Source organism: Rhizobium sp. Rhizsp82, assembly GCF_047325115.1.
Taxonomy (GTDB): Bacteria; Pseudomonadota; Alphaproteobacteria; order Rhizobiales; family Rhizobiaceae; genus Rhizobium.
On sequence record NZ_CP168571.1, the window covers coordinates 715,559 to 740,945 of the forward strand.

19 protein-coding genes are annotated in these 25,387 nt (G+C 61.4%); 14 read left to right on the top strand and 5 right to left on the bottom strand.

The window, feature by feature from the left end:
- Nucleotides 1-201: 201 nt before the first annotated feature.
- Entirely contained in the window at nt 202-2,301 is a 2,100-nt protein-coding gene (locus tag ACEN84_RS27550; RefSeq protein ID WP_413712405.1) for a putative bifunctional diguanylate cyclase/phosphodiesterase, read from the bottom strand.
- 232 nt (nt 2,302-2,533) lie between these two features.
- Here ACEN84_RS27550 and ACEN84_RS27555 point away from each other — a divergent pair, with 232 nt between their 5' ends.
- Nucleotides 2,534-3,538, top strand: coding sequence for a GlxA family transcriptional regulator (locus tag ACEN84_RS27555; protein ID WP_413712406.1), 1,005 nt, complete (start codon nt 2,534-2,536; stop codon nt 3,536-3,538).
- Between the two features lie 298 nt (nt 3,539-3,836).
- Nucleotides 3,837-5,255 carry a family 16 glycosylhydrolase gene (locus tag ACEN84_RS27560; RefSeq protein WP_413712407.1) on the top strand — a complete coding sequence of 473 codons (1,419 nt, stop codon included), beginning with the start codon at nt 3,837-3,839 and terminating at the stop codon, nt 5,253-5,255.
- 19 nt (nt 5,256-5,274) lie between these two features.
- Here ACEN84_RS27560 and ACEN84_RS27565 read toward each other — a convergent pair whose 3' ends face one another.
- Entirely contained in the window at nt 5,275-6,015 is a 741-nt protein-coding gene (locus tag ACEN84_RS27565; protein WP_413712408.1) for a GntR family transcriptional regulator, read from the bottom strand.
- Between the two features lie 178 nt (nt 6,016-6,193).
- On the opposite strand from ACEN84_RS27565, the gene ACEN84_RS27570 reads away from it, so the two are divergent.
- From ACEN84_RS27570 to ACEN84_RS27585, 4 genes are all read left to right on the top strand, one after another.
- Nucleotides 6,194-7,321 (top strand): ABC transporter substrate-binding protein, encoded by a 1,128-nt coding sequence (locus tag ACEN84_RS27570; protein ID WP_413712409.1) that lies wholly within the window; start codon nt 6,194-6,196, stop codon nt 7,319-7,321.
- Nucleotides 7,322-7,591: 270 nt separating this feature from the next.
- Nucleotides 7,592-9,073, top strand: a complete 1,482-nt coding sequence (locus tag ACEN84_RS27575) for an ABC transporter permease (protein ID WP_413712410.1) — start codon at nt 7,592-7,594, stop codon at nt 9,071-9,073.
- Nucleotides 9,074-9,087: 14 nt separating this feature from the next.
- The gene (locus ACEN84_RS27580) at nt 9,088-10,173 is read left to right on the top strand and encodes an ABC transporter ATP-binding protein (protein WP_413712411.1); all 1,086 of its coding nucleotides are present in this window, start codon (nt 9,088-9,090) and stop codon (nt 10,171-10,173) included.
- A 41-nt stretch (nt 10,174-10,214) separates the two neighbouring features.
- Entirely contained in the window at nt 10,215-11,372 is a 1,158-nt protein-coding gene (locus tag ACEN84_RS27585; protein WP_413712412.1) for a mandelate racemase/muconate lactonizing enzyme family protein, read from the top strand.
- A gap of 29 nt (nt 11,373-11,401) precedes the next feature.
- Here ACEN84_RS27585 and ACEN84_RS27590 read toward each other — a convergent pair whose 3' ends face one another.
- Nucleotides 11,402-12,097 carry a GntR family transcriptional regulator gene (locus ACEN84_RS27590; RefSeq protein WP_413712413.1) on the bottom strand — a complete coding sequence of 232 codons (696 nt, stop codon included), beginning with the start codon at nt 12,095-12,097 and terminating at the stop codon, nt 11,402-11,404.
- An 83-nt stretch (nt 12,098-12,180) separates the two neighbouring features.
- On the opposite strand from ACEN84_RS27590, the gene ACEN84_RS27595 reads away from it, so the two are divergent.
- From ACEN84_RS27595 to ACEN84_RS27630, 8 genes are read left to right on the top strand one after another with little or no spacing between them, the layout of a single operon-like run.
- On the top strand, nt 12,181-13,185 hold the full coding sequence (locus ACEN84_RS27595; RefSeq protein ID WP_413712414.1) for an Ldh family oxidoreductase: 1,005 nt from the start codon (nt 12,181-12,183) through the stop codon (nt 13,183-13,185).
- A 20-nt stretch (nt 13,186-13,205) separates the two neighbouring features.
- Complete coding sequence (locus ACEN84_RS27600; protein WP_413712415.1) at nt 13,206-14,456, top strand: iron-containing alcohol dehydrogenase; 1,251 nt, start codon at nt 13,206-13,208, stop codon at nt 14,454-14,456.
- Between the two features lie 11 nt (nt 14,457-14,467).
- Nucleotides 14,468-15,937 (top strand): NAD-dependent succinate-semialdehyde dehydrogenase, encoded by a 1,470-nt coding sequence (locus ACEN84_RS27605; protein ID WP_413712503.1) that lies wholly within the window; start codon nt 14,468-14,470, stop codon nt 15,935-15,937.
- Between the two features lie 21 nt (nt 15,938-15,958).
- Nucleotides 15,959-17,074 carry a mandelate racemase/muconate lactonizing enzyme family protein gene (locus ACEN84_RS27610; RefSeq protein ID WP_413712416.1) on the top strand — a complete coding sequence of 372 codons (1,116 nt, stop codon included), beginning with the start codon at nt 15,959-15,961 and terminating at the stop codon, nt 17,072-17,074.
- 33 nt (nt 17,075-17,107) lie between these two features.
- The gene (locus ACEN84_RS27615; protein ID WP_413712417.1) at nt 17,108-18,724 is read left to right on the top strand and encodes an ABC transporter substrate-binding protein; all 1,617 of its coding nucleotides are present in this window, start codon (nt 17,108-17,110) and stop codon (nt 18,722-18,724) included.
- Nucleotides 18,725-18,736: 12 nt separating this feature from the next.
- Nucleotides 18,737-19,669: an ABC transporter permease gene (locus ACEN84_RS27620; RefSeq protein WP_413712418.1), complete on the top strand. Its 933-nt coding sequence runs from the start codon at nt 18,737-18,739 to the stop codon at nt 19,667-19,669.
- 3 nt (nt 19,670-19,672) lie between these two features.
- Nucleotides 19,673-20,551: an ABC transporter permease gene (locus ACEN84_RS27625; RefSeq protein WP_413712419.1), complete on the top strand. Its 879-nt coding sequence runs from the start codon at nt 19,673-19,675 to the stop codon at nt 20,549-20,551.
- Between the two features lie 38 nt (nt 20,552-20,589).
- Nucleotides 20,590-22,449, top strand: a complete 1,860-nt coding sequence (locus ACEN84_RS27630) for an ABC transporter ATP-binding protein (RefSeq protein ID WP_413712504.1) — start codon at nt 20,590-20,592, stop codon at nt 22,447-22,449.
- Here ACEN84_RS27630 and ACEN84_RS27635 read toward each other — a convergent pair.
- Entirely contained in the window at nt 22,433-23,803 is a 1,371-nt protein-coding gene (locus tag ACEN84_RS27635; RefSeq protein ID WP_413712420.1) for an amidase, read from the bottom strand. The two genes, ACEN84_RS27630 and ACEN84_RS27635, sit on opposite strands and share 17 nt — an antisense overlap.
- A gap of 68 nt (nt 23,804-23,871) precedes the next feature.
- Nucleotides 23,872-25,386 carry an ABC transporter substrate-binding protein gene (locus ACEN84_RS27640; RefSeq protein WP_413712421.1) on the bottom strand — a complete coding sequence of 505 codons (1,515 nt, stop codon included), beginning with the start codon at nt 25,384-25,386 and terminating at the stop codon, nt 23,872-23,874.
- Nucleotide 25,387: the final 1 nt, after the last annotated feature.

Genomic DNA, 25,387 nt, shown 5'->3' on the forward strand with positions numbered 1-25,387 from the left:
GGTCCATTTCCACCTTCGAGCAAGCAAACCGGGCGAGCAGCCGCTCTGCCTCGGCGGGCTCGATTCCATATTGGAGGCCCAGCGTGCGGATGGAATAGGGTTCGGTCATTGCCTTGGTCATTTGTGTACTCCTTCGAAGGAGAGAACCGCCAAGGCACGGCCGCCGTTCCGTCAACAAATGCGACCCATTGTAACCGAGCGTCAGGCCGGTCGTTTCTTTCTGCGTTTCTCCACCACGACGGACCCTGCCAGCAGTTTGCCGATATCAGCGGCGGGCAGCGGTCGGGCGAAGAGAAAGCCCTGGAGTGCGTCGCAACCCGTCTCCGCCAGAAACGCCGCCTGCGCCTCCGTCTCGACGCCTTCGGCGATCACTTCCAGATCGAGCGTATGTCCGAGCGCAACGATTGCCGAGGTGATCGCCATATCCCCAGGATCGCCGGGAATGTCCGTGATGAACGAGCGGTCGATCTTGATACGCGAAAGCGGAAAGAGCTTCAGGGTGCTGAGGCTCGAATAGCCGGTTCCGAAATCATCGATCGACAGGCTGACGCCGAGCCGCTTCAGCTCGCGCATGCGGGCGATCGCTCCGTCGACGTCTTCCATGATCAGGCTTTCGGTCAGTTCGAGCTCGAGAAGCGCCGGGTCGAGGCCCGAGGCGGAAAGCGCTGCGGCGACTTTCGCGGGAAGCGACGGCTCGCGGAACTGCCGCGCCGACACGTTCACCGCCATGCGCACCGCGGGCAGGTCGCTATCCAGCCACGCCCGCAGCTGGCGGCAGGCCTTGTCGAGAACGATTTCGCCGAGTTCGACGATCAGCCCGGTCTCTTCGGCAAGCGGAATGAACTCAGCCGGGGAGATCAGCCCCGCCTGCGGATGCTGCCAGCGCAGCAGCGCCTCGATGCCCGAAATCTCGCCGCTGGCGATATGCTTCTGCGGCTGGAAATGCAGCAGGAACTGATCTTCGGCAACGGCGCGGCGGAGATCGTCGATGCGCAGCAGCTTGTGGCGGGCCGCCTCGGCCATTTCAGGTGTGAAGAGCTGGATTGCATTGCGGCCGGCATCCTTGGCGCGGTAGAGCGCCATGTCGGCATTGGCGACAAGCTCGCTCGCCGCCCGCCCATGCTCTCTGGACGAGGCGACGCCGATGCTGCAGGTCACTCTGATCTCGACGCCGTCGATGTTGCAGGGACGGGCGATCGCATCGGCAATCTTGCGCAGCCGCGGCAACGGATCGTTGCCGCTCGCTTCGACCACGACGATGAACTCGTCGCCGCCGATCCGCGATACCAGCCCCTTGCTGCCGATTTCCGCCGCGATACGCGCCGCAACGATCCTCAGAAGCTCGTCGCCCGCCGTGTGGCCGAGGCTGTCATTGACGAGCTTGAAATTATCGAGATCGATGAAGGCGACGCAGACCGCATTCTCGTCGACCGCGAGGAGATCGCCGAGCTTGCGGTCGAGCAGCGTTCGGTTCGGCAGGCCGGTCAGCGCATCGTGTTCTGCGAGAAAGGCGATCCTGGCGGTGTCGCGATGGCGGTCGATCGCAATACCGATGGTCTGGGCGACGCCGGCCAGAAATTCCGAGAGCCCGGCTTCCCCCGGGCATTCTCTCTCCGATACCAACAGGCTTCCGTGACTGCTGCCATCGCGGCAGGCAATCTGGAATTCCATTCGCGGGGCTTCGATACCGGCATCCTCGACTCCGTCCAGAACGATGCTGACCGATCGCCCGGGAAGCAGCCGCTCCAGCAGCAGCTGCGCGTCCTTCAGGAAGGAATTGAGCTCGACGCCACGCGCCACATCCTGCAGCAGCCTCGTTTGCGCCGCCATCAACTCTTCGGCACGTTTGCGCGCCGTGATATCGCGCGAGGCGCCGACGACGCCGATGATCGCGCCGGTGCGGTCGCGCAGCGGCACGCGCGACATCATCAGCCAGCCTTCGCCCTTCATGCGGCGCTCCTCGACACCGAGATCGGAACTCCCGGTCTCGATGACGCGCTGCTCGACGGCATCGATATCCTCGGCATGGGTGTGCGGATGGATCTCGCCATCCGTCATTCCGATCAGCTGGCCGACGGTCTCGAAGCCGTTGTTCAGCACCACCGCGCGGTTGGCGAAGAGGAAACGCCCCTGCCTGTCCTTGGCATAGATGAAGTCGGGCACATGATTGATCATCGCCTCCAACCATTCATAACGTTCGACGAGCTCGGCATGCTGGCCGCGCAGCGCGGCAATCATGTTTTCGAGGTCGCCGGCGGGGTCGAATGCCGGTGCTGGAGAGGGTGCCGCTTGCTTTGTCATTGCCGGGGTCTCACTGATTTCGACCGGACGATAAAGACAACCTCTTATGCAACCATGAAGGAAATCCGTCCTTTTTGGCGTGTATGGCTGCGTACAAATGTCGCCTCTACAGGACACCCGCTAGCCTGCTTCGAACGATGCCGCCAGCGCCGCCTGCAGTCGCAAACGATCTCGCGCCCGGTTCATCTTCCATCCTATAATCGGCGCACCAGGCTGCCGGACGGACTTTCCCATGCGTGAAAACAGAGCGAATTCCCTGAAGCTGAAAATCGGCTTCCTGCTTGCAAAGAATTTTACGCTCAGTGCCTTCTCGCTCTTCGTCGATACGCTGCGGCTCGGCAGCGACCAGCGCGACAATTCCGGACGGATCGCATGCGACTGGCTGGTCATGAGCGCCGACAAGCATTTCGTGACCTCGAGCTCTGGCGTGCAGGTGCCGCCGAATGCGCCGCTGAAGCCGCCGACGGATTTCGACTACATCGTCGTGGTCGGCGGGCGGATCAACGAGAAGGTCGAGGTGCTCGACAGCCAGGCCGTCGCCTATGTCGTTAACGCCTCGCATGCGGGCGTGCCGATCATCGGCCTCTGCACCGGAAGCTTCATCCTCGCCGAGGCCGGGATTCTGCAGGGCAAGCGGGCCTGCGTCAGCTGGCTGCATCACGGCGATTTCCGCGAGCGCTTCCCGGAGATTTCGGTCACCTCGCATGAGCTCTTCGTCGAAGACGGCAAGGTGATCACCTGCGCCGGCGGCAGCAGTGCCGCCGATCTTGCTGCCTTCCTGCTCAATCGGCATGTCGGCGAATTCGCAGAGAAGAACGCGCTCGAGATCCTGCAGATCGCCCGCCGCCGCGATGCCAAGGAAATGCAGCCGCGCAATCCGCTCGGGCGCGGCACGATCGACGATGCACGGGTCGAGAAAGCGTTGCTGACCATGGAGCAGCATGTCGAAGACCTGCTGGATATCGAGGATATCGCCGCGCAGAGCGGCTTGTCGCGGCGCCAGCTGGAGCGTTCCTTCCGCACCGCGCTCGGCGTCTCCCCGGCGTCGGCCTATCTTTCGGTGAGGCTTGACGAGGCGATGCGCCTCGTCAAGACCACCAAGATCCCGCTCGCCGAGGTCGCGATTCGCGCCGGGTTCCAGAACTCCTCGCATTTCATCAAGAAGTTCCGCCAGCGCTTCGACATGCCGCCGGCGACGGTGCGCAAGAACCTGAAGCTCAGCGGTCTTCTGAGCTGACGCCTGAACGGCCGCCACAGTATCGCGCGCTGCGTTGCTTCAAACCGGCATGGAAAGCCTCAGTAGCGCGTGCTGCGGTGCGGTATCGGCACAGTGCCGCCGCTCGCCTTCATTTCGGGGCGCTGCGGCGTTAACGGCATGTTGGCAAGACAATGTCGCGCTGGTCTCGCGCCATCCATTGGCGCTCGCCTTTCCGCAGTCAATGCCTCAACCTTCGTTTGTAGTCGCGCTGGAATGCGCGAAAAGCGGCTGAAAGCCGATCCCAAGCGGCCAGCCAGAATCCACCGAAGGAGCTGAGATGACCACTTCTATCGTGAACGCCGTCGGCAGACCCCTCTATTACAGCGGCTCATCGACCGCATGGTTCTCCGCAACCAAGGCCGGCCCGGTCCAGACGGGCACGGCGGGCAATGACTCCATGTGGGGCGACAGCGCCGTGAAAGTCTCCATGCAGGGCGGCACCGGCGATGACATCTATTACCTCTATTCCGCCAAGAACACCGCGGTGGAGCAGGCGGATTCCGGCACGGATACGATCAACACCTGGATGGACTACACGCTGCCCGATAACTTCGAGAACCTGACGGTGACGGGCAACGGCCGCTATGCCTTCGGCAATGACGGCGACAATATCATCTCCGGCGCCTCCGGCAGCCAGACGATCGATGGCGGCGCGGGCAACGATGTGCTGATCGGCGGCGGCGGGGTGGATACCTTCGTCTTCAACCACGGCAGCGGTAGCGACCTGATCACCGATTTCGGCGCCGACGACGTGATCCGAATGGACAGCTTCTCGTCCTTTGCCGATCTCGTCGCGCATTCGACGCAGGAGGGCGTCGATGTCCGCATCGACACCGGCAACGGCGAGAGCCTGGTTCTCGCCAATGCCGATATCGATCAGCTGAGCGCCGCTCAATTCCAGCTGACGCTCGACCGCTCGCATCTTTCGCTCTCGTTCAACGACGACTTCAACAACCTGTCGCTGAGAGATGGCGATCAGGGCACTTGGGACGCCAAGTTCTGGTGGGCGCCGGAGCGCGGCGGAACCCTGAGCGGCAACGGCGAGCAGCAATGGTACATCAACCCTTCCTACGAACCGACGGCATCCGCCAATCCCTTCAGCGTGAACGACGGCATCCTGACGATTTCCGCCAACCCGGCATCGGCGGCATTGCAGCAGCAGATCGACGGTTATGACTACACATCGGGTCTGCTCAACACCCATTCCTCCTTCTCACAGACCTACGGCTATTTCGAAATCCGCGCCGATATGCCGGATGATCAGGGTGTCTGGCCAGCCTTCTGGCTGCTGCCGGAAGACGGCTCATGGCCGCCGGAGCTCGATGTCGTGGAAATGCGCGGCCAGGATCCGAACACGGTCAACGTAACAGTCCATAGCGACGACGGCGGCTCGCACATCATCGATTCAACGCCGGTGAAAGTCGCAAGCACCGAAGGCTTTCACAACTACGGTGTCCTCTGGGACGAGGACCACATCACCTGGTACTTCGACGACGTCGCCGTCGCCCAGGCAGACACCCCCGACGACATGCACGATCCGATGTACATGCTCGTCAACCTCGCCGTCGGCGGTGCCGCAGGTTCACCCGCCGACGGTCTGGCGGGAGGCTCGGAGATGAACATCGATTATATCCGAGCCTATGAACTGACCGACAGCACGGTGCCGCCGGAACCGGCGGTGGAGTTTTATGTCTAGAGCCCGGCCGTTACGCGGCCTACCCTGAGGCCAGCTTTGTCTCGGTTGTATCCTCCGTCGCTCCGTCCGGGGGGAACCGGTGGCTGAGCGCCATCTTCCTGAGCAGCCGATCGCGCGCGGCGGTAACGTGGTCAAAGACCGCGTCGCGCGCGGCCTTTGGGTCCTTGCGCTCCATCGCTTCGACCATTTTCTCGTGCTCGGCGATGACGATCTCGAAGACTTCTGGCGTATAACCGCCAAGCCCGTCGCCAACCGTTCTGACAACACGGGTTCTGCCTTCGAGAATGAGCTCCGCCTCCGGATTGCGAGCGATAGAATAGAGGCGTTTGTGAAACTTGACGTTTTCAAGCGCCGCGGGAACACCGCCGCCGCTGCGGATCATCACGCACAGCGCTTCGTGCATCTCCCTGATGTCCCGGATGTCGTCATCGGTAGCGAGTTCTGCTGCACGGTGTGCGAGTAGCGATTCAATGCCGACGCGAATGTCGTAGATGTTGCGAATATAGTCTTCCGTAACACTCTCGATTTTGAAACCGCGATGGGCAAGCGAGATCAGGATGCCTTCGCCCTCCAGCTGGCGCAGAGCCTCACGGATTGGCATGTGGCTTACGCCATAGCGTGACGTCAGGGTGTCGATCGTCAGATGCATTCCGGGCAGAAATGCCCCGGCAACCAGGTCGGCCAGGATTGCCCGCTTGACGCGAAGATAAACAGGTTCATTCAGCGGCGGTATCCCCGCGGGGCCGGTTGGCGCCTTCATGTCTTTTCCCTCGGCATCGATTCGAAGTTCTCACAATAGCGAGCTTCGCTTTCTGATGCATCAGATCATATATTTGCGCAAATAGCCAATTCCGAATTGACACTTCCTATATTTGCGCAAATATATGATTAGAAGGCGCGGGAAGAGGAGCCCAGCGTCTCGCTAGGGAGGAATTGCAATGACGATGAAGGCCATTCCCGGCTTCGATCGGGGCATATCTCGTAGACATTTGCTGCAGCTCGGTGCTCTCGGCGCAGCAGCGACCCTCATTCCGGCGGTTAAGCCAGCGCTGTCCCAAACGGGGCCGGATGCCGATCTCGTCGCCGCTGCCAAGGCAGAGGGCACGCTGACTTACTATCACACGACAGCAATCGACATTACCGGCACATGGACTTCGGCCTTCACCAAAAAATACGGCATCACGACGCAGAACGTGCGCGGTCCGAGCTATCCGCTCTTCGACCGGTGGCTGACGGAGGAGCGCGTGGGCCAGCATATGGCCGATGTCATTCAGATCACCGACACGGTGCTGATCGAGTCTGCTCATGATGAAGGTCTGATCGGCGAATACACCCCGCCATCCGGGGCAGGGATCAAGCCGTCGATGAAGAAGGAAGGCATCTGGTACACGATCTTCGTTAACGCCATGGGGATTGCGTGGAACAGCCAGAAGGTCACGCCAGAGGAAGACAAATTCATTCGTGAGGGCGGCTGGGAGGCGTTGACAGATCCGCGCTGGGCGGGTCGCTATGCGAGCTCAACGCCGGCTTCGGGCGGCAGCAGCTATTCCTTCGTCTATATGTTTCTCGGCGGAAAACGCGATCAGTTCGGGCCTACCTACCAGAAGAAGCTTGCCGCGCTTAAGCCGCAGATCTACGAGAGTAAGTCGCCGATGTATGACCGTCTCGGGGCAGGAGAGCACGCGATCGTTGATCAGGCGTCGCAGAGCGATATGGGCAATCTCTACCTCAAGGGTGCGCCGATCCGCTGGATTTTCCCGAGTCCGACACCGGCGAACCTGACCGTCCAGGCAATTTCGGCGCATGCACCGCATTCGAATGCCGCCAAGCTTTTCCAGGAATGGGCAGCAAGCGCGGAAGGCCAGGCCGAATGGTTCAAGCTCTCGGGTGTGTCATCGGCACGCGACGATACCGTAGATCCGCGCAAGGCCAGCAAGGCCGACTGGTACAAGGAGGATTGGTACGCCGATCCAGCCGATCTCTACCTCGATTATCTGAATGACCCGGGCTACGTCGATCCGGCGAAGCCGATCATCGCCGAATGGAACCAGATCTACGGTCGCTGAGGATCTGACGTGTCGATATCGCAAGCATCTGCACAGACGGTGGCCGGCATCGGTCACCGTACGGTTCGCCGTCGCCGCCGAAGGGGAGGGCTCGCTCTTCCTATCTGCCTCGGTCTCCTTCTGACGATCCTGGTCCTCTTGCCCATCGTCTTGATGTTTCTTGGCGCAGCACGGACCGGAACTTTCGTCGATCCTCGATCTCAATTTTCGCTGCGTAGTTTCGAAGCGGTTTATACGACATTGCCGTTTCTCCGAACGCTTGCAGTGACGGTGGGTGCGTCTCTGCTGGTTTCGCTGATCGCCTGCCTTGCCGGCATTGCGCTGGCCTGGCTATTGGCCCGCACGGATATCCGCATGCGCAGCTTCATGGAGCAATGCGTCATTGCCCCGCTCTATCTATCGCCGTTTGTCGGCGCTTTGGCATGGCTGATCCTCGCATCGCCTAACGCCGGGCTGTTGAATGTCATGGCCCGAAATGTCTTCGGGATCGAGGGCAGTATCGTCAATGTCGTGACGGCGACCGGCGTCATTCTCATCATGGCGCTCTACAACGTGCCTTATGCCTACATGACGGTCTCCTCGGCGCTCAAGGGCATGGATCCTTCCATGGAGGAAGCCTCATATCTCAACGGAGCGGGAACCTTCGCCACGGCTTGGAAAATCACGTTCCCGATCGTGCGCCCGGCTATCATCTCGGCATTCTTCTTCGTCTTCGTTCTGACTTGCGGCACTTTTTCTATTCCCGCAGCCCTCGGCGGCACCCAGGCGATGCCGTTCCTTGCCGTCGATATCTACCGGGCGGTGGCGACTTTTCCGCTCGATTACCCGCGCGCAGCGGCCATCGGTACGCTGCTGTTCTGGATCTCGCTTCTCGGTGTTGCCTGCTACCGCTATGCGTCCAGGGTCGCCACACGCTTCGTGACCGTGACGGCGAGAGGCTACCGCACTCGCCTCGTCAGGCTGCGGGGTTTTCAGGTCCCGGCGCTTGCCTTCATCTTCCTCTATGTGCTGCTGGCAATCGTGTTGCCATATCTCGCGCTGCTTTATGTGGCCTTTACCAGCTTCACGTCGTCGTCGATCCTCGATGCAAACTTTACGCTCGCAAATTTCAAGGCTGTCCTCGGCTCCGTCGCGGTTCAGCAATCGATCTGGAACACGCTGCTTGTCGGCCTTCTGTCGCCGACGCTCTGCGTGGCGCTCGGCATTGCCATCGCGTATGCGGTGCGCCGTCTGCGGGTCAGCGGTAGTGGCTTCCTTGACTATGTCGCAATGTTTCCGATCGCTGTACCGGGGATCGTCTTCGGCACCGGGATCTTCTGGACCTACCTGATGACGCCTGCATACGGGACGATCTGGATTCTCGTGATCGCGTTCGTTGCCTCCTACATCCCCTTTGCCTACCGCATGATCGACACGTCGATGATCCAAATTGACAAATCGCTTGAAGAAGCATCGGCCGTCTGCGGCGGTTCGCACTGGCATACGGCCCGTAAGATCACCTTCGTGCTGATCAAGCCCGGCGTGCTTTCCGCCTGGATACTGGTGTTCATTTTCTCGATCCGGGAGATCAGCGCCGCGATCCTGCTTGCCTCTCCGAGCAACAAGGTCCTGTCGGTGATGTCCTGGGACTATCTTGAATTCGGAAACGTCCAGAACGCCACCATCATCGGCCTCCTTCAAACAGCAATTCTTGGTCTTGGCATCTTTGTCGGCCGGTTCGTGCTGCGCGTGAAGCTGTCGCAGGCGGCCTGAGAAAGGAAAGCACAATGGCCAGATTGAATGTCGAAGATCTTGTCGTCTCCTACGGCGCTGTGGTTGCCGTCAGTGACATCTCCTTCTCAGTCGAAGATGGTGAATTTGTATCGCTGCTCGGTCCGAGCGGCTGCGGGAAAACCACTACGCTTCGGTGCATCGCGGGTCTTGAAAGCTCTTCCGGTGGGACGATCCGCCTTGGCGATACGATGATGGCGTCGGATGGCAGCGATATTCCGCCGGACAAGCGCGGCATCAACATGGTTTTTCAGTCTTACGCCGTATGGCCGCACATGTCGGTCTTCGAGAATGTCGCTTACGGCCTGCGTACCCGTCGCGAGCCGGTGGCAGACATCAAGCGCAAGGTTGGCGAAGCGCTCAAGCTCGTTGGGCTCGACGGCTTTGCGCAGCGGTACGGTACCGAGCTCAGCGGCGGTCAGCAGCAACGTGTGGCCCTAGCGCGCGCGGTCGTCACGTCGCCGAAACTCCTTCTTTTCGATGAACCGCTGAGCAATCTTGATGCCGGCCTGCGCGATCGCATGCGTTTCGAGCTCGTCGACCTGCAGCGGCGGCTTGGTCAGACGTCGCTCTATGTCACGCACGACCAGTCGGAAGCGATGTTGATGAGCGATCGCATCATCCTGATGAAGGACGGCCGCATCGTCCAATCAGGAACGCCGCGCGATCTCTACGAGCGACCGGCGAGCCGCTTCGCCGCGGAATTCATCGGCAATGCCAACATCGTCGACGCCACCGTCATTCGCTCAGTGCCCGACCGGTCGGCGCTCGTGGCTCTTGCCGGCGGTATAACCGTAGAAGGACATTTCTCGCGAGAGAGCGATATTCGCGCCTCGGGGCAGGTGATCGCCTGCATCCGCGCTGAAAGCATCACGCGCGCCAGCGAGAGCGCCGACGGGGTGAATGTCTTCGATGCCACGGTCGAGACAGTCGGTTTCCTCGGTCCGCTGATCACCTGCACGTTGCGGGTAGGTGACGTGAGGCTGAGGGCCGAGTTGCCGGCGCGAAGACCGCCGCTCGTTGGCGAGAGCATCAAGGTCCGGATCGAGCCGGACGACGTCATCATCATTGCAGAGCAATAGGCCAGACGCCTCCTTAGGCCTGAAAGACGGAAGGGTTGACCATGCGTATTGAAAGCATCGAGAGCATTTTCATCGACAAGTACTTCTTCGTCCAGATCCGGACCGACAACGGGCTGGTCGGGCTAGGTGAGGGTGGAGCCTGGGGGTTCCATGAAGCGACCGCCGGCGCGGTCACGCGCTTCAAGGATTACCTTCTCGGTCAGGACCCCCTGCGCATCGAGCACCATTGGCAATATATGTATCGCTGGGCACATTTCCGCGGCGCGGCGATTATGGCGGCGCTCAGCGCCATCGATATCGCGCTCTGGGATATCACCGGCAAACATTTCGAAGCGCCGGTTCACGCATTGCTCGGCGGTAAGGTTCGTGAAAAGGCTCGCGCCTACTATCATGTCTTCGGCGAGACCAAGGACGAATTGTTCACAGGGATAGAGAACGCCAAGAAAATGGGGTTCACGGCGGTCGGTCACCTGACGCCGTTCCTGGATTCCCGCCGCGAGGTTCCATATTTCCAGACGCATGCGCAAAAGATCGGCGACGCGATCGACACGGTTCGTGAATATCGGCGGATTGCCGGGCGCGAGATGGATCTCTGCATCGAGATCCACCGGCAGATGACGCCCTTCGAGGCGGTTCAGCTCGGCCGGGGTATCGAGGAATTCTTCCCGCTCTTCATGGAAGATCCGGTCACGCCGGACAATCTCGATGAGATGGGTTATGTCGCTGACAAGATCGGCATTCCGATCGCCACTGGCGAGCGTATGACGACATTGTGGGAGTTCCAGATGCTGCTTGCCCGCAACGCGGTGCAGATGGTGCGGCCGGACGTCTGCCTGGTTGGCGGTATCTCGGGAGCGCGCAAGATCGCGGCACTTGCCGAAGCCTCGCATGTCGGTGTCGTCCCGCATAATCCGCTGAGTGCGGTCTCCACCGCCGCCTGCCTGCAGATTGCCGCGACAGCGCCGAATTTCGTGCTGCAGGAGTTCCCGAACGATACTTGGGACGTGACCGACAAGCGGCCGGATAGCGACAGCTTCCTGACTGGCGCCTCGCGGCATGATGGGCATGGCTTCCTGACGATCAGCGACGAACCGGGGATCGGCATCAGCCTGCGCGAGGATGCTGCGAAAAACTATCCTTACAGGGCAAGAAAGCTGCACACCCGCCTGCATGCGGATGGATCGGTTGTTGATCAATGAGTCACGAAGGTCAGCTGTGACGGCTCCCGTCACAGCTGAAAAATCGTCATGAAGCGCGTTCGCGAGCGCTCGATGTGCTCGCGCATTGCCCGTTCGGCAGCCTGCGGATCGCGCGCCTTGATCGACTGGATGATCAGGGCGTGTTCGGCATTGGCGTCGCTCGTTGCTCTTGCATGGAAATAGAGCCTGAAGAGGTGCACATGCGTGTGGAGCCGGGCCAGTGTTTCGTGGATCAGCGCATTGCCGCTTCCGAGGGCGATCATGTCGTGGAACGTGCCATCGCTTTGCGCGAACTGCCCATAGGCAAGTCTCGCGTCGCCATTGCGCACGGAGCGCATCTCGACGTCGATCGCCTCCAGTGCGGCGATTGCCTCCTCGCTCATCGCCTCGGCGGCGCGGGCGGCCGCATGCGGCTCCACCAGAAGGCGCAGATCGTAAAGCTGTTCCAGCCGCTGCCGATCCAATTGCGGCGCGGCGCTGTAGCCGATCAGGTGCGTTTTGATAACGAGGCCCTGGGCCTCCAGCCGCGACAACGCCTCGCGAATCGGCGTCTGGGAGACACCGAGCTCGCGCACAAGGTTATCGACGGAGATGCGCCCGCCCGGCGGGATCTTCAGCGACATCAGCTGCGCGTAGATGGCGTTGTAGACTTCCTCGCCGAGGCGCGGTGGGCGACGGAGAAGTCCGGTCTCTCCAGTAGGGGTGCCCTTCAGGTCTCTTGTCATTCTTCAAATTGCTCCTTGACGCCCCATCCTTTTAGCAGCATGGTGCGCACATCGCAATCAGATATCCGATCGGATTTTATATTGTGACTGTTGTTGAAGCAAGCAAGCTCGGGGCTCTGGCCGGTAACGTTCTCGAACGTGCCGGCGTCGCCAGCAATCATCGCCGCCAGCAGGTCGACCTGCTGATGGAAGCTGAGCTTCGCGGCGTTCCCTCACATGGTCTTCTGCGGTTGGAGCGCATCGTCCAGCGGATCAGAAACGGTGTGACCGATCCGGATGCTATCGGAGAGCACGTCTGGCGTTCGCCCGGATTCCTTGCTGTTGATGGCCAGCGTGGGCTAGGCCCGGTGGTTGCCAATGCCGCGCTGGAGGCCCTGAAGCAGCGCGCCCGCGAAAACGGCGTCGTCCTCGCTGCGATCACCAATTCAAACCATATCGGGATGTTGGGATGGTATGCCGAGCGTGTCGCCGAAGAAGGTTATACGGTGATCGCCCTTTCGACCAGCGAGGCGCTCGTTCATCCCTGGGGTGGGCGACGGGCGATGCTCGGAACCAACCCGATCGCCATCGGCATCCCTACAGGTAGCGCGCCTTTCATGATGGACACCGCGACGAGCGTCGTCTCGATGGGGGAAATCCACGATCACGCAAATCGCGGAGAGCCGATCCCTGAGGGCTGGGCTGTGGACGGCGCCGGAAACCCGACGACCGACGCCGCTGCCGCCAAGCAGGGCGCGATCGGACCCTTCGGCCAGGCCAAGGGTTATGCGCTCGGTCTGGCATTCGAACTGATCGTCAGCAGTCTTTCCGGCGCGGCCATCGGCCGGGATGTCAAGGGCACGCTCGACGACGACAGCATTTGCAACAAGGGTGATGTCTTCATCGTCATCGACGGGCCGAGGCGCGATCTGCAGGCCTATCTCGAGGAAATCCGGACGCTGCCGCCGGCAGACGGGTTTTCGGAGGTCCTGATACCCGGCGAACGCGGAAGGGCCTGCCGGGACAAGCGATTGAGGGAAGGAATTCCGATCGCCGACGAAGTATTAGCGCGCCTGCAGGCGCTCGCCTGTCTTGAAGCAACAGCCTAGCGAAACCGGGAGGAAGGACGTTGTCGCTGTTTGGAACTTTACGCAGCCCGCGAAACCTGGTCTTCGGCACAGGCCAGCGCGCCGCCTTGCCCGGATTTGCATCGACGCTTGGCCGCAAGGCCCTGGTAGTCACCGACGAGCGGTTGAGCGCCGAGAAGGATTTTCGGGTGCTCATCGACAGCCTGAAGGCGGCAGGCATCGATGTGAAGGTCTTTGATCAGACGATCGCCGAGCTGCCGCTCGGATGCATCAACAGTGCGCTGGAGGCCGGAGCCTCTTTCGGCGCAGACATGGTCATCGGCATTGGCGGAGGCAGTTGCTTGGATGCCGCCAAGGTCGCCGCGCTGCTCTTGAGCCACGGGGGACGGGCGTCAGACTATTACGGCGAGTTCAAGGTTCCCGGGCCAGTCCTGCCGCTGATCCTGTTGCCGACCACCGCGGGTACCGGCTCCGAAGTGACGCCTGTCGCCGTCATCACCGATCCGGACAGGGCGGTCAAGGTCGGCATCGCCAGCCCCCATCTCATATGCCACACGGCAATCTGTGATCCGGAGCTGACCTATTCGTGCCCACCGGGGCTGACGGCGGTATCTGGAGCCGACGCCTTGACGCATGCGATCGAGGCTTTCACCACCGTGCGGCGCGAGCCGACCGGGACCATCGCGCACGAGCACGTGTTTCTCGGCAAGAACGCACTGAGCGACCACTATGCCTTGCTGGCGATCCAGCACATATCGGCGAGCCTGAAGCGAGCTTGCGACAACGGGCAGGATTTCGAAGCCCGGCAGCGTTTGATGTTCGGAGCGACGGCAGCCGGCCTCGCGTTCGGCACTGCTGGTACAGCGGCGGCCCACGCCGTCCAGTATCCGGTGGGAGCCATGACCCATACTGCGCACGGCGCCGGCGTCGCTGTGATGATGCCCTATGTGATGGAGTTCAATCGCGGCTATTGCGAACCCGAACTGGCCGAGATCGGTCAGGCGATGGGACTGGACATCAAGACCGCTTCGCTTGAGCAGCAGGCGGATGCCACGATCGACGCCGTCGCAGCGCTGTTTGCTGATATCGGCATTCCCAGAACGATCGCCGATCTCGGCGTCACCAGCGGACAGCTGCCGCAGGTTGCTGAGCAGGCGATGGGAAGCGCCAGGTTGATCAAGAACAATCCGCGGCCACTCGAACTTGAGACAATGAAAATTCTCGTGGAAGCCTCGTTCGGCGGCAACCGCGACGGCCTGCGGGCCGACTCTCGCTTAAGGAAGGCAAGCTGACCATGACCCTCATGGAGAAGATCAAACCTGAGATCGGCTTCGATATTGATGCTGTTCCGACGGACCTGTTCATCGGCGGCACGTGGCGTAGCGGAAGCACAAGCAAGCGGCTCGATGTCATCGACCCGTCGACGGGGGCTGTGATTGCTGCCGTCGCGGATGCCTCGATCGAGGACGCTCTGGATGCCGTCGCCGCCGCTCACCAGGCAGCGGCTGGCTGGGCAGCGACGGCCCCACGCAAACGCTCGGAAATTCTGCGGCGCTGCTTCGAGCTGATGATCGAACGCAAGCAGATGCTGGCCGAGCTCATCAGCCTCGAAAACGGCAAGGCCCTCAGCGACGCGCAGGGCGAAGTCGCCTATGCCGCGGAGTTCTTCCGCTGGTTTTCGGAGGAGGCGGTGCGCCTCAACGGCGAAATCTCGACGGCGCCTTCGGGCGCGAACAAGATCATCGTGCAGCACCAGCCGATCGGCGTCGCCGTTCTTGTCACCCCCTGGAATTTTCCTGCGGCAATGGCGACACGCAAGATCGCTCCGGCGCTCGCCGCCGGCTGCACCTGCGTCCTGAAGCCGGCGACGGAAACGCCGCTCACCGCATACGCGCTTGCCGCCCTTTATGCCGAGGCCGGCGTGCCCGATGGCGTGGTCAACGTCATCACGACGGAACGGTCTGGCCCTGTCGTCAGCAAGATGCTCCACGATCCCCGCGTCCGCAAGCTGTCTTTCACCGGCTCGACAGAGGTCGGCCGCAAGCTGCTTCATGAGGCAGCCGATACCGTGATCTCCTGCTCGATGGAGCTTGGCGGCAACGCACCTTTCATTGTTTTCGATGACGCAGATATCGATGCTGCGGTCGACGGCGCGATGATCGCCAAGATGCGAAATGGCGGCGAGGCCTGCACTGCGGCCAACCGTTTCTACGTCCAGGCGGGCGTGGTCGATGAGTTTGCCGCAAAGCTTGCAGCCCGGATGGGCGCCATGGCTGTCGGCCCCGGATACGACAAGGCGACGCAATGCGGACCGGTCATCAATCGCAAGGCACTCGACCGTATAGATGGTCTCGTTGCCGATGCCGCTTCCCGCGGCGCAAAGGTTCTGACCGGTGGCAAGCCGCTTGCGCGGGACGGCTTCTACTATCCGCCGACGGTCATTCGCGATGTCGCAACCGAATCCACCATCACCCGCGAGGAAATCTTCGGACCGATCGCAGCGCTGACGACCTTCACCTCAGAGGAGGAGGTGATCGCAGCAGCAAACGACACAGAATACGGTCTGATTTCATATGTTTACACCCGTGACCTCGCACGTGGTCTCAGGGTTTCCGAAAGGCTGGAAGCCGGGATGGTCGGGCTCAATCGCGGCCTGGTCTCCGATCCGGCGGCTCCCTTCGGTGGTGTCAAACAGAGCGGTCTCGGGCGGGAGGGCGCCCATCACGGCATCCTGGAATTCTCGGAGACGAAATACATCGCCGTCACATGGTGATCGGCAGCATTGGGAGGAAATATGTTGAAGATAACAAAGATCGAGCCATTTCAACTGGCGCTGGGCGATGGCCCGAATGCATCGAAAAGCGCCTTTGTCCGCATCGAGACCGAAGATGGCCTGTTCGGCCTCGGTGAAGCGTCACCGATGCAGGGAGGCTATGCCTCGCTCGTCGTCATCGCGCGAGACATGGCGCCGTTCCTGATCGGCAAGGATGCGCTCGATCATGCTGTCTTGCTGGACGAGCTTTTTCATCGTTGCGTCAAGCTGGGACCCGAAGGCATCACGACGTCAGCACTTGCAGCGCTCGATATCGCGCTCTGGGACCTGAAGGGCAAATATCTCGGCCAGCCGGTCTACAAGCTGCTCGGCGGCGCCTGGAAGACCAGCCTGACCTGCTATGCCTCCGTCGGCGGAAACGCTGCTCGAACGGTGGACGAGGTGGTGCGCGTGGTCGAACGGCGCCTCGCCAAGGAAAACCCCGCCGCCGTCAAGATCCGTTGGGATGGCGACCGCAGCCGGCAGGACGTCGATATTCCTGGAGATATCGCCAAGGCAAAGGCTGTCCGCAAGCTGCTCGGCGACGATTTCGTTCTCGGCTTCGATGCGAATAATGGTTACTCCGTCGGCGGCGCCATGCGTGTCGGCCGCGTGCTGGAGGATCTCGGCTATACCTGGTTCGAAGAGCCGGTCCAGCACTACAACGTGCGCGCCATGGGAGAGGTGGCGCAGCGTCTCGACATCACCGTTTCGGCAGGTGAGCAGACATACACGCTGCAGGCGCTTCGCGATCTCATCGATGCTGGCGTCCGCATGGTGCAGCCCGACATCATCAAGATGGGCGGGATCACTGGCCTTATGAAATGTGCAGCGGTCGCACATGCGGCGGGCGTCGAACTCGTGCCACACCAGACGCAGCCGACCGTCGGGCATCTCGCAAATATGCATGTCCTCAGCACGATCATGCATTTGGCCAAGCCTGTGGAGCTGGCGGATAACTGGGAGAGAGGAGCTTCCGTATTCGTCAATCCATCGGAGCCGAAGAACGGCCGGTTCGAACTGCCGCAGGCACCAGGCCTCGGCATGGAATTCGATGCGGCTGAAATGGAGCGGCGCAAGATCCCGATCCAGAACTAGTCCGCGAAAACAATATCCTTGGGAGGAAGGAATATGACAACATCACGCAGAGAGTTTCTCGTTCAATCCGGCCTCTTGGCCACCACCGCAGCCGTCGCCTCGACCTTCGGGTTTCAGGCGGCGCAGGCCGCCGACAATGATACGATCACCATCGCATTGGCGTCGCGAGCACCGGTCGGTCTAAACCCGCAGCAGACCGGCCTCAACGGCGGCGACAACTGGGCGATCAACCAGCTTTTCGATACGCTGGTGAAGCCTCCGGAAGGCCGCTGGGCGGTCAAGCCCGACGAGTTTTTGCCAAGCGTCGCGGAAAGCTGGGAATCCTCTGCGGATGCGAAGACCTGGACCTATAAAATCCGCAAGGGCGTGAAGTTCCACAAGAACTATGGGGAGGTCACCGCAGACGATGTCGTCTTCACCTTCCAGCGCCAGCTCGATCCGAAGCAGGTGACCGCAAACAAGGTCTTCTATTCGAATATCGCCACCTGTGAGGCGGTGGACCCGATGACGGTCCGCTTCACGCTCAAAAGCGCCGATCCGCTCTTCAACGGCAGCTGCGCTTCGACGCTTAGCGTTTCGATCATGTCGAAAAAGGCGTTCGAAGAAAAGGGCGATGCCTACAACACCGATCCGATCGGCACGGGTCCGTTCCAGCTGCAGTCGTTCAGCCCGACCGAAGGTCTGCTGCTGACGGCCTTCCCGGAACATTTCGATGGACCGGCCGCAACACCGAACCTGCGCATCACCTTCATTGCCGATACGACGGCACGCACGCTGGCCTTCGCTTCAGGCCAGGTCGACATGATCGAGGGCGTTCGCGCGCCGGGCTGGATCAATTCGATGAAGCAGCGTTCCGCCGACACGATCTTCGACGCGACGGCGCCCGGCTCGCACAATACGCTGAACATCAATCTGACGCGCAAGCCGCTGGACAATCTGAAGGTTCGCCAGGCCATCCGCTATGGCATTGACAATGCGGCGATCGCCGCCGCCTTCCAGGGCATCGCAAGTCCGATGGTCGGCGTTATCGCTTCGCAGTTTGCCGGTTCGGTGAAGGTGGAAGACCTCCCGCCGGAACTGCAATACAAGCCCGATCCGGCGAAGGCCAAGGCGTTGCTGGCAGAAGCCGGTTTCCCTGATGGCGTGACCATTCCCTGCTATGTCAGCCAGCGTGAAGACTATGCGTCGATCATGCTGATGATCCAGGAGCAGCTTCGCGCCTCCGGGATCAATCTCGACCTGAAGATCATCGATCACACGACCTTCCACTCCGACAACCGGCAGGACAAGAACGCGCTCGCACTCTATTCTTCGAGCTTCCCGCCCGTTCCGACCCTGACGCTCGCCTCACAGCTCGCCGCGTCTGCAGAGGTGAAGGCTGACGGCAAGGGGCAGGGGAACTACAGCCATTACGGCGTCGCCATACCCGGGATCGATGACCTTCTCACCAAGGCTCAGAACGAGCCCGACTTCGACAAGCGCATCGCGATCATCCAGGAGGCGGAAAAGAAGGTCCTGACTGATCTCCCGCTGCTCGGTATCATCGCGTTGTCCTATGTCATCGCCAGAAACCCGCGGGTCGATATCGGCTATAAGGTCGAATCCGGTCCCGCATACTGGTCGCTTGCCAAAGCCAAGCGCGTCGCTTGAGGCGAGGTCGTCATGCCCGGTATTATCTCCGTAAAACTTCTGGACGCCGTCCCGACGGTATTTCTGGTGCTGACGCTCGTCTTCGTGGCGTTGCGGATATTGCCGGGCGATCCGGCGCTGGTGGCGCTCGGAGATTATGCCACGCCGGAACAGCTCGCGCTGTTCCGGTCGCAGACCGGTCTCGACGCGCCTCTCTGGCAGCAATATTTCTCGTTCCTGTGGGATATGATCCGTCTGGATTTCGGCCAATCGCTGATGCAGCACCGGCCGGTTGCCGATATCCTGGCGGAAAGCCTGCCTTACACGATCGAGCTGACGATCTGCGCGACCCTGATCGGCGTCGTCTTCGGCATTCCCTTCGGCGTTCTCGCCGCCGTCAAACGCAACCGTCTGCCGGATTCCGGCATGCGGATCTTCTCGCTGATCGGCTATGCCATTCCTGACTTCTATCTCGGCGCGCTCCTGTTGATTGCCTTCGCGCTCAATCTCGGCTGGTTCCCGATCAACGGCGGTGGCGACGGCTTCATCGATCGCATCTACCATCTGATCCTGCCGGCGGTGACGCTGGCGATGGTCAAGATCGCCTTCCTCGGCCGCCTGACGCGGACCTCGCTTCTGGAAGTACTGTCCAAGGATTACATGCGCACCGCCAAGGCCAAGGGCGTTCCGCGCAGCAAGATCATCTACAAACACGGTCTTCGTAACGCGCTGTTGCCGGTCGTGACCGGTCTCGGCCTCAGCCTGCTGGCAACGCTTTCTGGTTCGGTTGCGATCGAACTCGTCTTCAACCGGCCAGGCATCGGCGAGACGCTGATCAACGCGATCTCGGTGCGCGACTATCCGCTCATCCAGGGCGGTGTCGTCGTCTTCGCCTTCTTCGTCGTCCTCATCAATCTCATCGTCGACATCGTCTACACGCTCGTCGATCCACGCATCAGGGGATAAGACATGGCTCTTGCAGACAACGCCCCGGTCATCGTCCTCGAGACGAACTATTTCCGGATCATCCGTCAGGCGATCCTGTCGAAGCCCTCGACGATCCTGGCGTCGATCGTCATCCTGATCTTCTGCGGCATTGCGGCCTTTGCGCCCTGGATTGCCCCCTACGACCCGCTGAAGCAGAGCTATTTTGCCATCAGCGCCTATCCCTCGGCGGAATATTGGCTGGGCACAGACCAGTTCGGCCGCGACGTTCTTTCGCGACTGATCTACGGCTCGCGAAATTCCCTTATATTCGGGCTTATCGCGCCCGCCCTGGCGGCGATCATCGGCACCACGCTTGGTGTCATGGCCGGTTATTTCGGCGGCATCACCGACCGCATTGTCACGCGCCTCATCGATCTGATGATGGCCTTTCCGGAATTGCTGTTGGCGATCATCATTTCGGCAGCACTTGGCGGCGGCTTCTGGAATGTCGTTGCCGTCCTGACGATTGCGTTCGTTCCGGGTTTTGCGCGTGTGTCGCGCGCCTCGACGCTCTCCATCAAGCAGGAACCCTATATCGAATCCTCCATCGCGATCGGCGTGCGCACGCCCGTGATCATCACCAGGCACATATTGCCGAACATCTCGGCGCCGATCGTCCTGCTGTTGACGCTGTGGATCGCATCGGCGATCCGTCTCGAAGCGGCGCTCAGCTTTCTTGGCATCGGAACGCAGCCGCCGCAGGCAAGCTGGGGCAATATCATCCGCGACGGGCTCAGCAATGTCTTCGGCTCGCCCTGGTCGATCATCGGCGCCGGTGCTTCGATCACCATTGTCGTGCTTGCCTTCAACGTCATCGGCGACTCCGTGCGCGATGCACTTGATCCGGATGCTGCCGAATGACGGCGACCAATCTTGAGGAAAAGGACGCGGTGACCGCCATGGCGACAAACGGAGCGCTCACAGACAACCCGGTTCTCTCCGACATAGGATCGTCGCCGGTTCTCGCAGTCGAGAACCTGAGGACATCATTCCGCACGGCCGGCGGCTGGAACAGCGTCGTCAAGGGCATTTCGTTCGACATCCGCGCCGGAGAGACGCTGGCGATCGTCGGCGAATCCGGCTCCGGCAAGAGCGTGACCGCCTTCTCGATCATGCGGCTGCTTCCTGACGAGAAAACCAGGATCGAAGGGGCCGTCCGGCTGAATGGCCGTGAGCTTCTCAGCCTACCGGAAGAAGAGATGCGCAAGGTCCGCGGCAACGGGATCTCGATGATTTTCCAGGAGGCCATGACCAGCCTCAATCCGGTTTTCACGATCGGTGAGCAGATCGTCGAGGCATTGACGGTTCACCGGTCGCTGGGCGGGCAGGAGGCCGAAGCTGAAGCGCTGAGATTGCTGGAGCGCGTCAAGATTCCGGCCGCGCAACGGCGCTACCATGATTATCCGCATAATTTCTCCGGTGGCATGCGGCAGCGCGCGATGATCGCCATGGCGCTTGCCTGCAAGCCGAAGCTGCTGATCGCCGACGAGCCGACCACTGCGCTCGATGTCACGATCCAGGCCGAGATCCTCAACCTCATCAAGCAATTGCAGGATGAGGAGAACATGGCCGTGATGTTCATCACCCATGACATGGGTGTCGTCGCCGAGATCGCCGAACGCACCGTCGTCATGCTGGAAGGCGAGGCGGTCGAGACAGGGCCGACCGAAGCGATATTCCGCAAGGCCAATCACCCCTATACGCGCGCGCTTCTGCACGCCGTGCCGGTGCTGGGAGCGATGAAGGGGGAGTTCGCTCCAAAACCTTTTCCGATCGCCGACAAGCGTTCGGGTGAGATCACCCAGCAGGATGTGGCGAGGCCGGAGGCTACCGCTGCTGGCAAGCCGCTACTGGAGGTCAGAAATCTCAGCGCCCGCTTCGATATACGTGCCGGATTGCTGGGTAAGGTGTCCAGCCGGATCCACGCAGTGGAGGACGTCTCCTTCGATCTGCGTGAGGGCGAAACCCTGTCGCTGGTCGGAGAATCCGGTTGCGGCAAATCGACGATCGGCCGTTCCATCATGCGGCTGATCGAGCCGAAGGGCGGTTCGGTCCACCTCTGCGGCGACGAGCTGATCGATATGCCGGCGGAACAGCTGCGGGTAGCGCGCCGCAATATCCAGATGATCTTCCAGGATCCCTTCGCAAGCCTCAGCCCGCGGCGCACGGTCGGGCAGGCGATTGCCGAGCCTTTTCTGACACATCGATTGGGAACGGAGCAGGAGGCTGAGCGGCTGGTAGCCGACCTGCTGATCAAGGTTGGTCTCGACCCCGCAATGGCCGGGCGGCTGCCGCATCAGTTCTCCGGCGGGCAGCGCCAGCGCATTTGCATTGCGCGCGCCCTTGCGCTGTCTCCAAAGTTGATCGTCGCCGACGAATCCGTGGCGGCTCTCGATGTGTCAGTCAAGGCGCAGGTGATCAACCTGATGATGGAGCTGCAGCGAAGCCTCGGCCTTTCCTATCTGTTCATCTCGCACGATATGGCGGTCGTGGAGCGGATCAGCCACCGCGTTGCGGTGATCTATCTCGGCGAGATCGTCGAGACGGGAACGCGGGAAGAGATATTCGGGAACCCTCAGCATCCCTATACGCGCAAGCTGCTCGACGCCGTCCCGATCCCCGATCCGGAGAGGCGGCAGTCGAAACGGCAGCTGGAGCCTCATGAGGTCAAAAACCCCATACGGCCGATCGACTACATGCCGCCGAAAAGGACCTATCGGAATGTCACGGAAACGCACAAGGTCATGATCGACGAGTAGTAGTTCGTGTCGCTGTTGACGGCTTTCGCCATGCTGCGAGCGCCGTCTCTACGCCGAAGGCGATCTGCAGCAGGCGGTGGTCGGCGCCGAGCGGTCCGGTCAGTTGCAGGCCGAGCGGCAGGTGGCCGTCCATGCCGGAGGGTATGCTGATCGAGGGCTGGCCGGTCATGTTGGCAAAGCCGCTGGAGAGCATTTCGCCTTCCTCGCCATCCTCGGTGAATTCAGGATCCTCGACCGGTGACGGGAAGGGGACGCTTGGGCCGATCAGCACATCCACATTACCGAAAGCGGCTTCGACGGCATTGCGCAGTTCGGCACGGAAACCCTGGGCGCTGAGATAATCGACGGCTTTCGCCTCGAAACCGGCTTCGACCTGCGCCCGGGTGCGCGGTGCATAGCCCGCCGGATTTTCGGCGTGGAGTGGTGCGTGGATGACGGAAGCCTCGGGCAGGATGATGCGGCGCAGTTCGGAATTGGCGCGGGCGAGTTCCGGAATGTCGATCGGCTTGACGATGGCGCCAGCCGCGGCGAGACGATCGAGCGCCCAGGCGAGATTGGCGGCGACCGCCGGTGTCAGCTCCGGGCTTTCGCAGTGAAAGCGCACCGCGCCGAATTGGATGCCTGATAGCGATGGCGGGGTCAGCGGCAGGGGAGTGGCGCTCAGCGCTTCGAGCAGCAGCGCCGTATCGGCGACATCGCGGGCGAGCGGCCCTGCATGGTCGAGCGTCCAGGACAGCGGGAAGACGCCGTCGAGTGGCACTAGGCCGAAGCTCGGCTTCAGTCCGGCGATGCCGCAATAGGAGGCCGGGATGCGGATCGAGCCGCCGGTATCCGTGCCGATCGCCAGCGTCACGATGCCCGCGGCAACCAGCGCCGCCGAGCCGCCGCTGGAGCCGCCGGAGGTGCGTCGGGTATCATGCGGATTGTTGGTCTGTCCGATATCGGGATGGGCAATGCCATAGGCATATTCGAGCAGGTTCGCCTTGCAGAAGATGATCGCGCCGGCCTGCCTCAGCCGCTGTACCAGCAGAGCGTCTGCGTCCGCGATCACAGGTGCCCGTACCTTGCTGCCATAGCCGGTCGGCGCGCCTTCGGCCTCGATCAGGTCCTTGATCGCAACAGGAATGCCATGCAGCGGACCGCGATCGTTACCGGCGCGCAGCTCTTCCGCTGCCCGCTTGGCTTCTGCCAGTGCCGATGCGTCCAGCCGGTGGGCGACGGCGTTGAGGCCGGGTTCGAGCGCCTCGAGCCGCTGAAGCGCGGCGGTGACGACATCGACTGGCGACAGCGTGCCGGCGCGATAGGCGCGCCCGAGTTCGCTCACGCTCATAAAGGCGGTTTCATCGGTAGCCATCGCCCGCTCCTCCAGGAAAAACGTTCCGCCGCCGGTCAGCGGCGGAACGCGGTGTTCAGCTCTATGCCTCAGTTCTTGACGGTGTCTTCCAGGAAGAAGCGGCCGAGCGGGTTCTGGTAGAAATTCTCGACATTCTTGCGCGCCACGTTGATGTAGGGGCTGTAGTAGAGGTCGATCCAGTTGACGTCGTCCTTCGCGGTCTTCTGCAGGTCGACATACATCTGCTCGCGCTTCTTCGGGTCGAGTTCCAGGCGTGCCTTGGCGACCAGTTCCTTCACCGCCTCGTTCTTGTAGTTGGTCGAGTAGTTGTTGTTGGAGTCATGGCCGAGCACGAAGGTGGTCTTCTGGTCCGGGTCGAGGATGTCGTTGGTCCAGTAGTTGACCGAGATGTCGTAATCGCCGGCAACCGTCATGTCCCATTCCTGGCTCGGATCGACCTTCTGCAGGTTGGCGGTGATGCCGGCCTTGGCGAGCTGCTGCTGCACGAGAACCGCGGTCTGCTCGTCCACTTCGTCGCCGGCACGGATCAGGTAGTTCAGCGTCAGGTTGGAAACGCCGGCGTCGGCCAGCATCTTCTTTGCCTTTTCAGGATCATAGGGGCGCTGCAGGTTGTCGGCGTAATAGTAGAGGGCGCCCTTCGGGATATAGGAATTGGCGATGGTACCCTGGCCGAAGGTCACGGCATCGACGATCGCCTTCTTGTCGATGGCCAGATCGAGCGCCTGGCGAACCTCCTTCTTGCCAAGATCGCCATGGGCATGGTTGATCAGCAGGTGATCTTCGCGGGTCGACGGATCGATGAGGACGTTGAGGTTGGCATCCTTCTTCATCTCCTCGACGCGCGAGAAGGGCACGAAGATCGCCGCATCGAGCTGGCCAGCCTGGACGTTCAGCATGCGGGTGTTGTCGTCGGGAACCGAGATCCACTCGACGCCGTCGAGCTTGACGCGGTCGGCCTGCCAGAAATTCGGGTTCTTCTTCAGGATGATACGGTCGCCGCGGCGCCATTCATCGACGGTGAAGGCACCGGATCCGATCGGCTTTTCGGCATAGGCGTCAGGCCCCAGCGATTCCATGCCCGCCTTGGAGATCACCGAGGCGTTCGGCAGTGCCAGCGTCGACAGGAACGGCGCCGATGGGTTCTTGAGCTTGATGGTCAGCGTATGCGGATCGGTGGCGACGGCGGTGTCGATCACCTTGTAGCTGTCGCTCCAGAGCGAGCCCGCGTCGTCGCGGATGCGCAGCAGGCTGAAGGCGGCGTCTTCGGCCGTCAGCGGCGAGCCGTCGGAGAACTTGGCGTCGCGGATCTTGAAGACATAGGTGAGGCCGTCTTCCGAGGTGGTCCAGCTTTCGGCAAGGCCGGGCTCCAGCTTGGTGCCGGTCTTGTCGACGCGCACCAGCACATCATAGACGTTCGAGAATACCCAGTTGTCGATGTTCTGAGCCGTCTTGATCGGATCGAAGGTCGTCGAGTCCTCGCGGCGGCCGATGGTCAGGACGCCGGCTGCTTCGGCATAGCTTGCCGTCAGCGAGAGGCCGGCGATGAATGCGGCAAGTCCGATTGATTTCCACCTGTTGGTCATG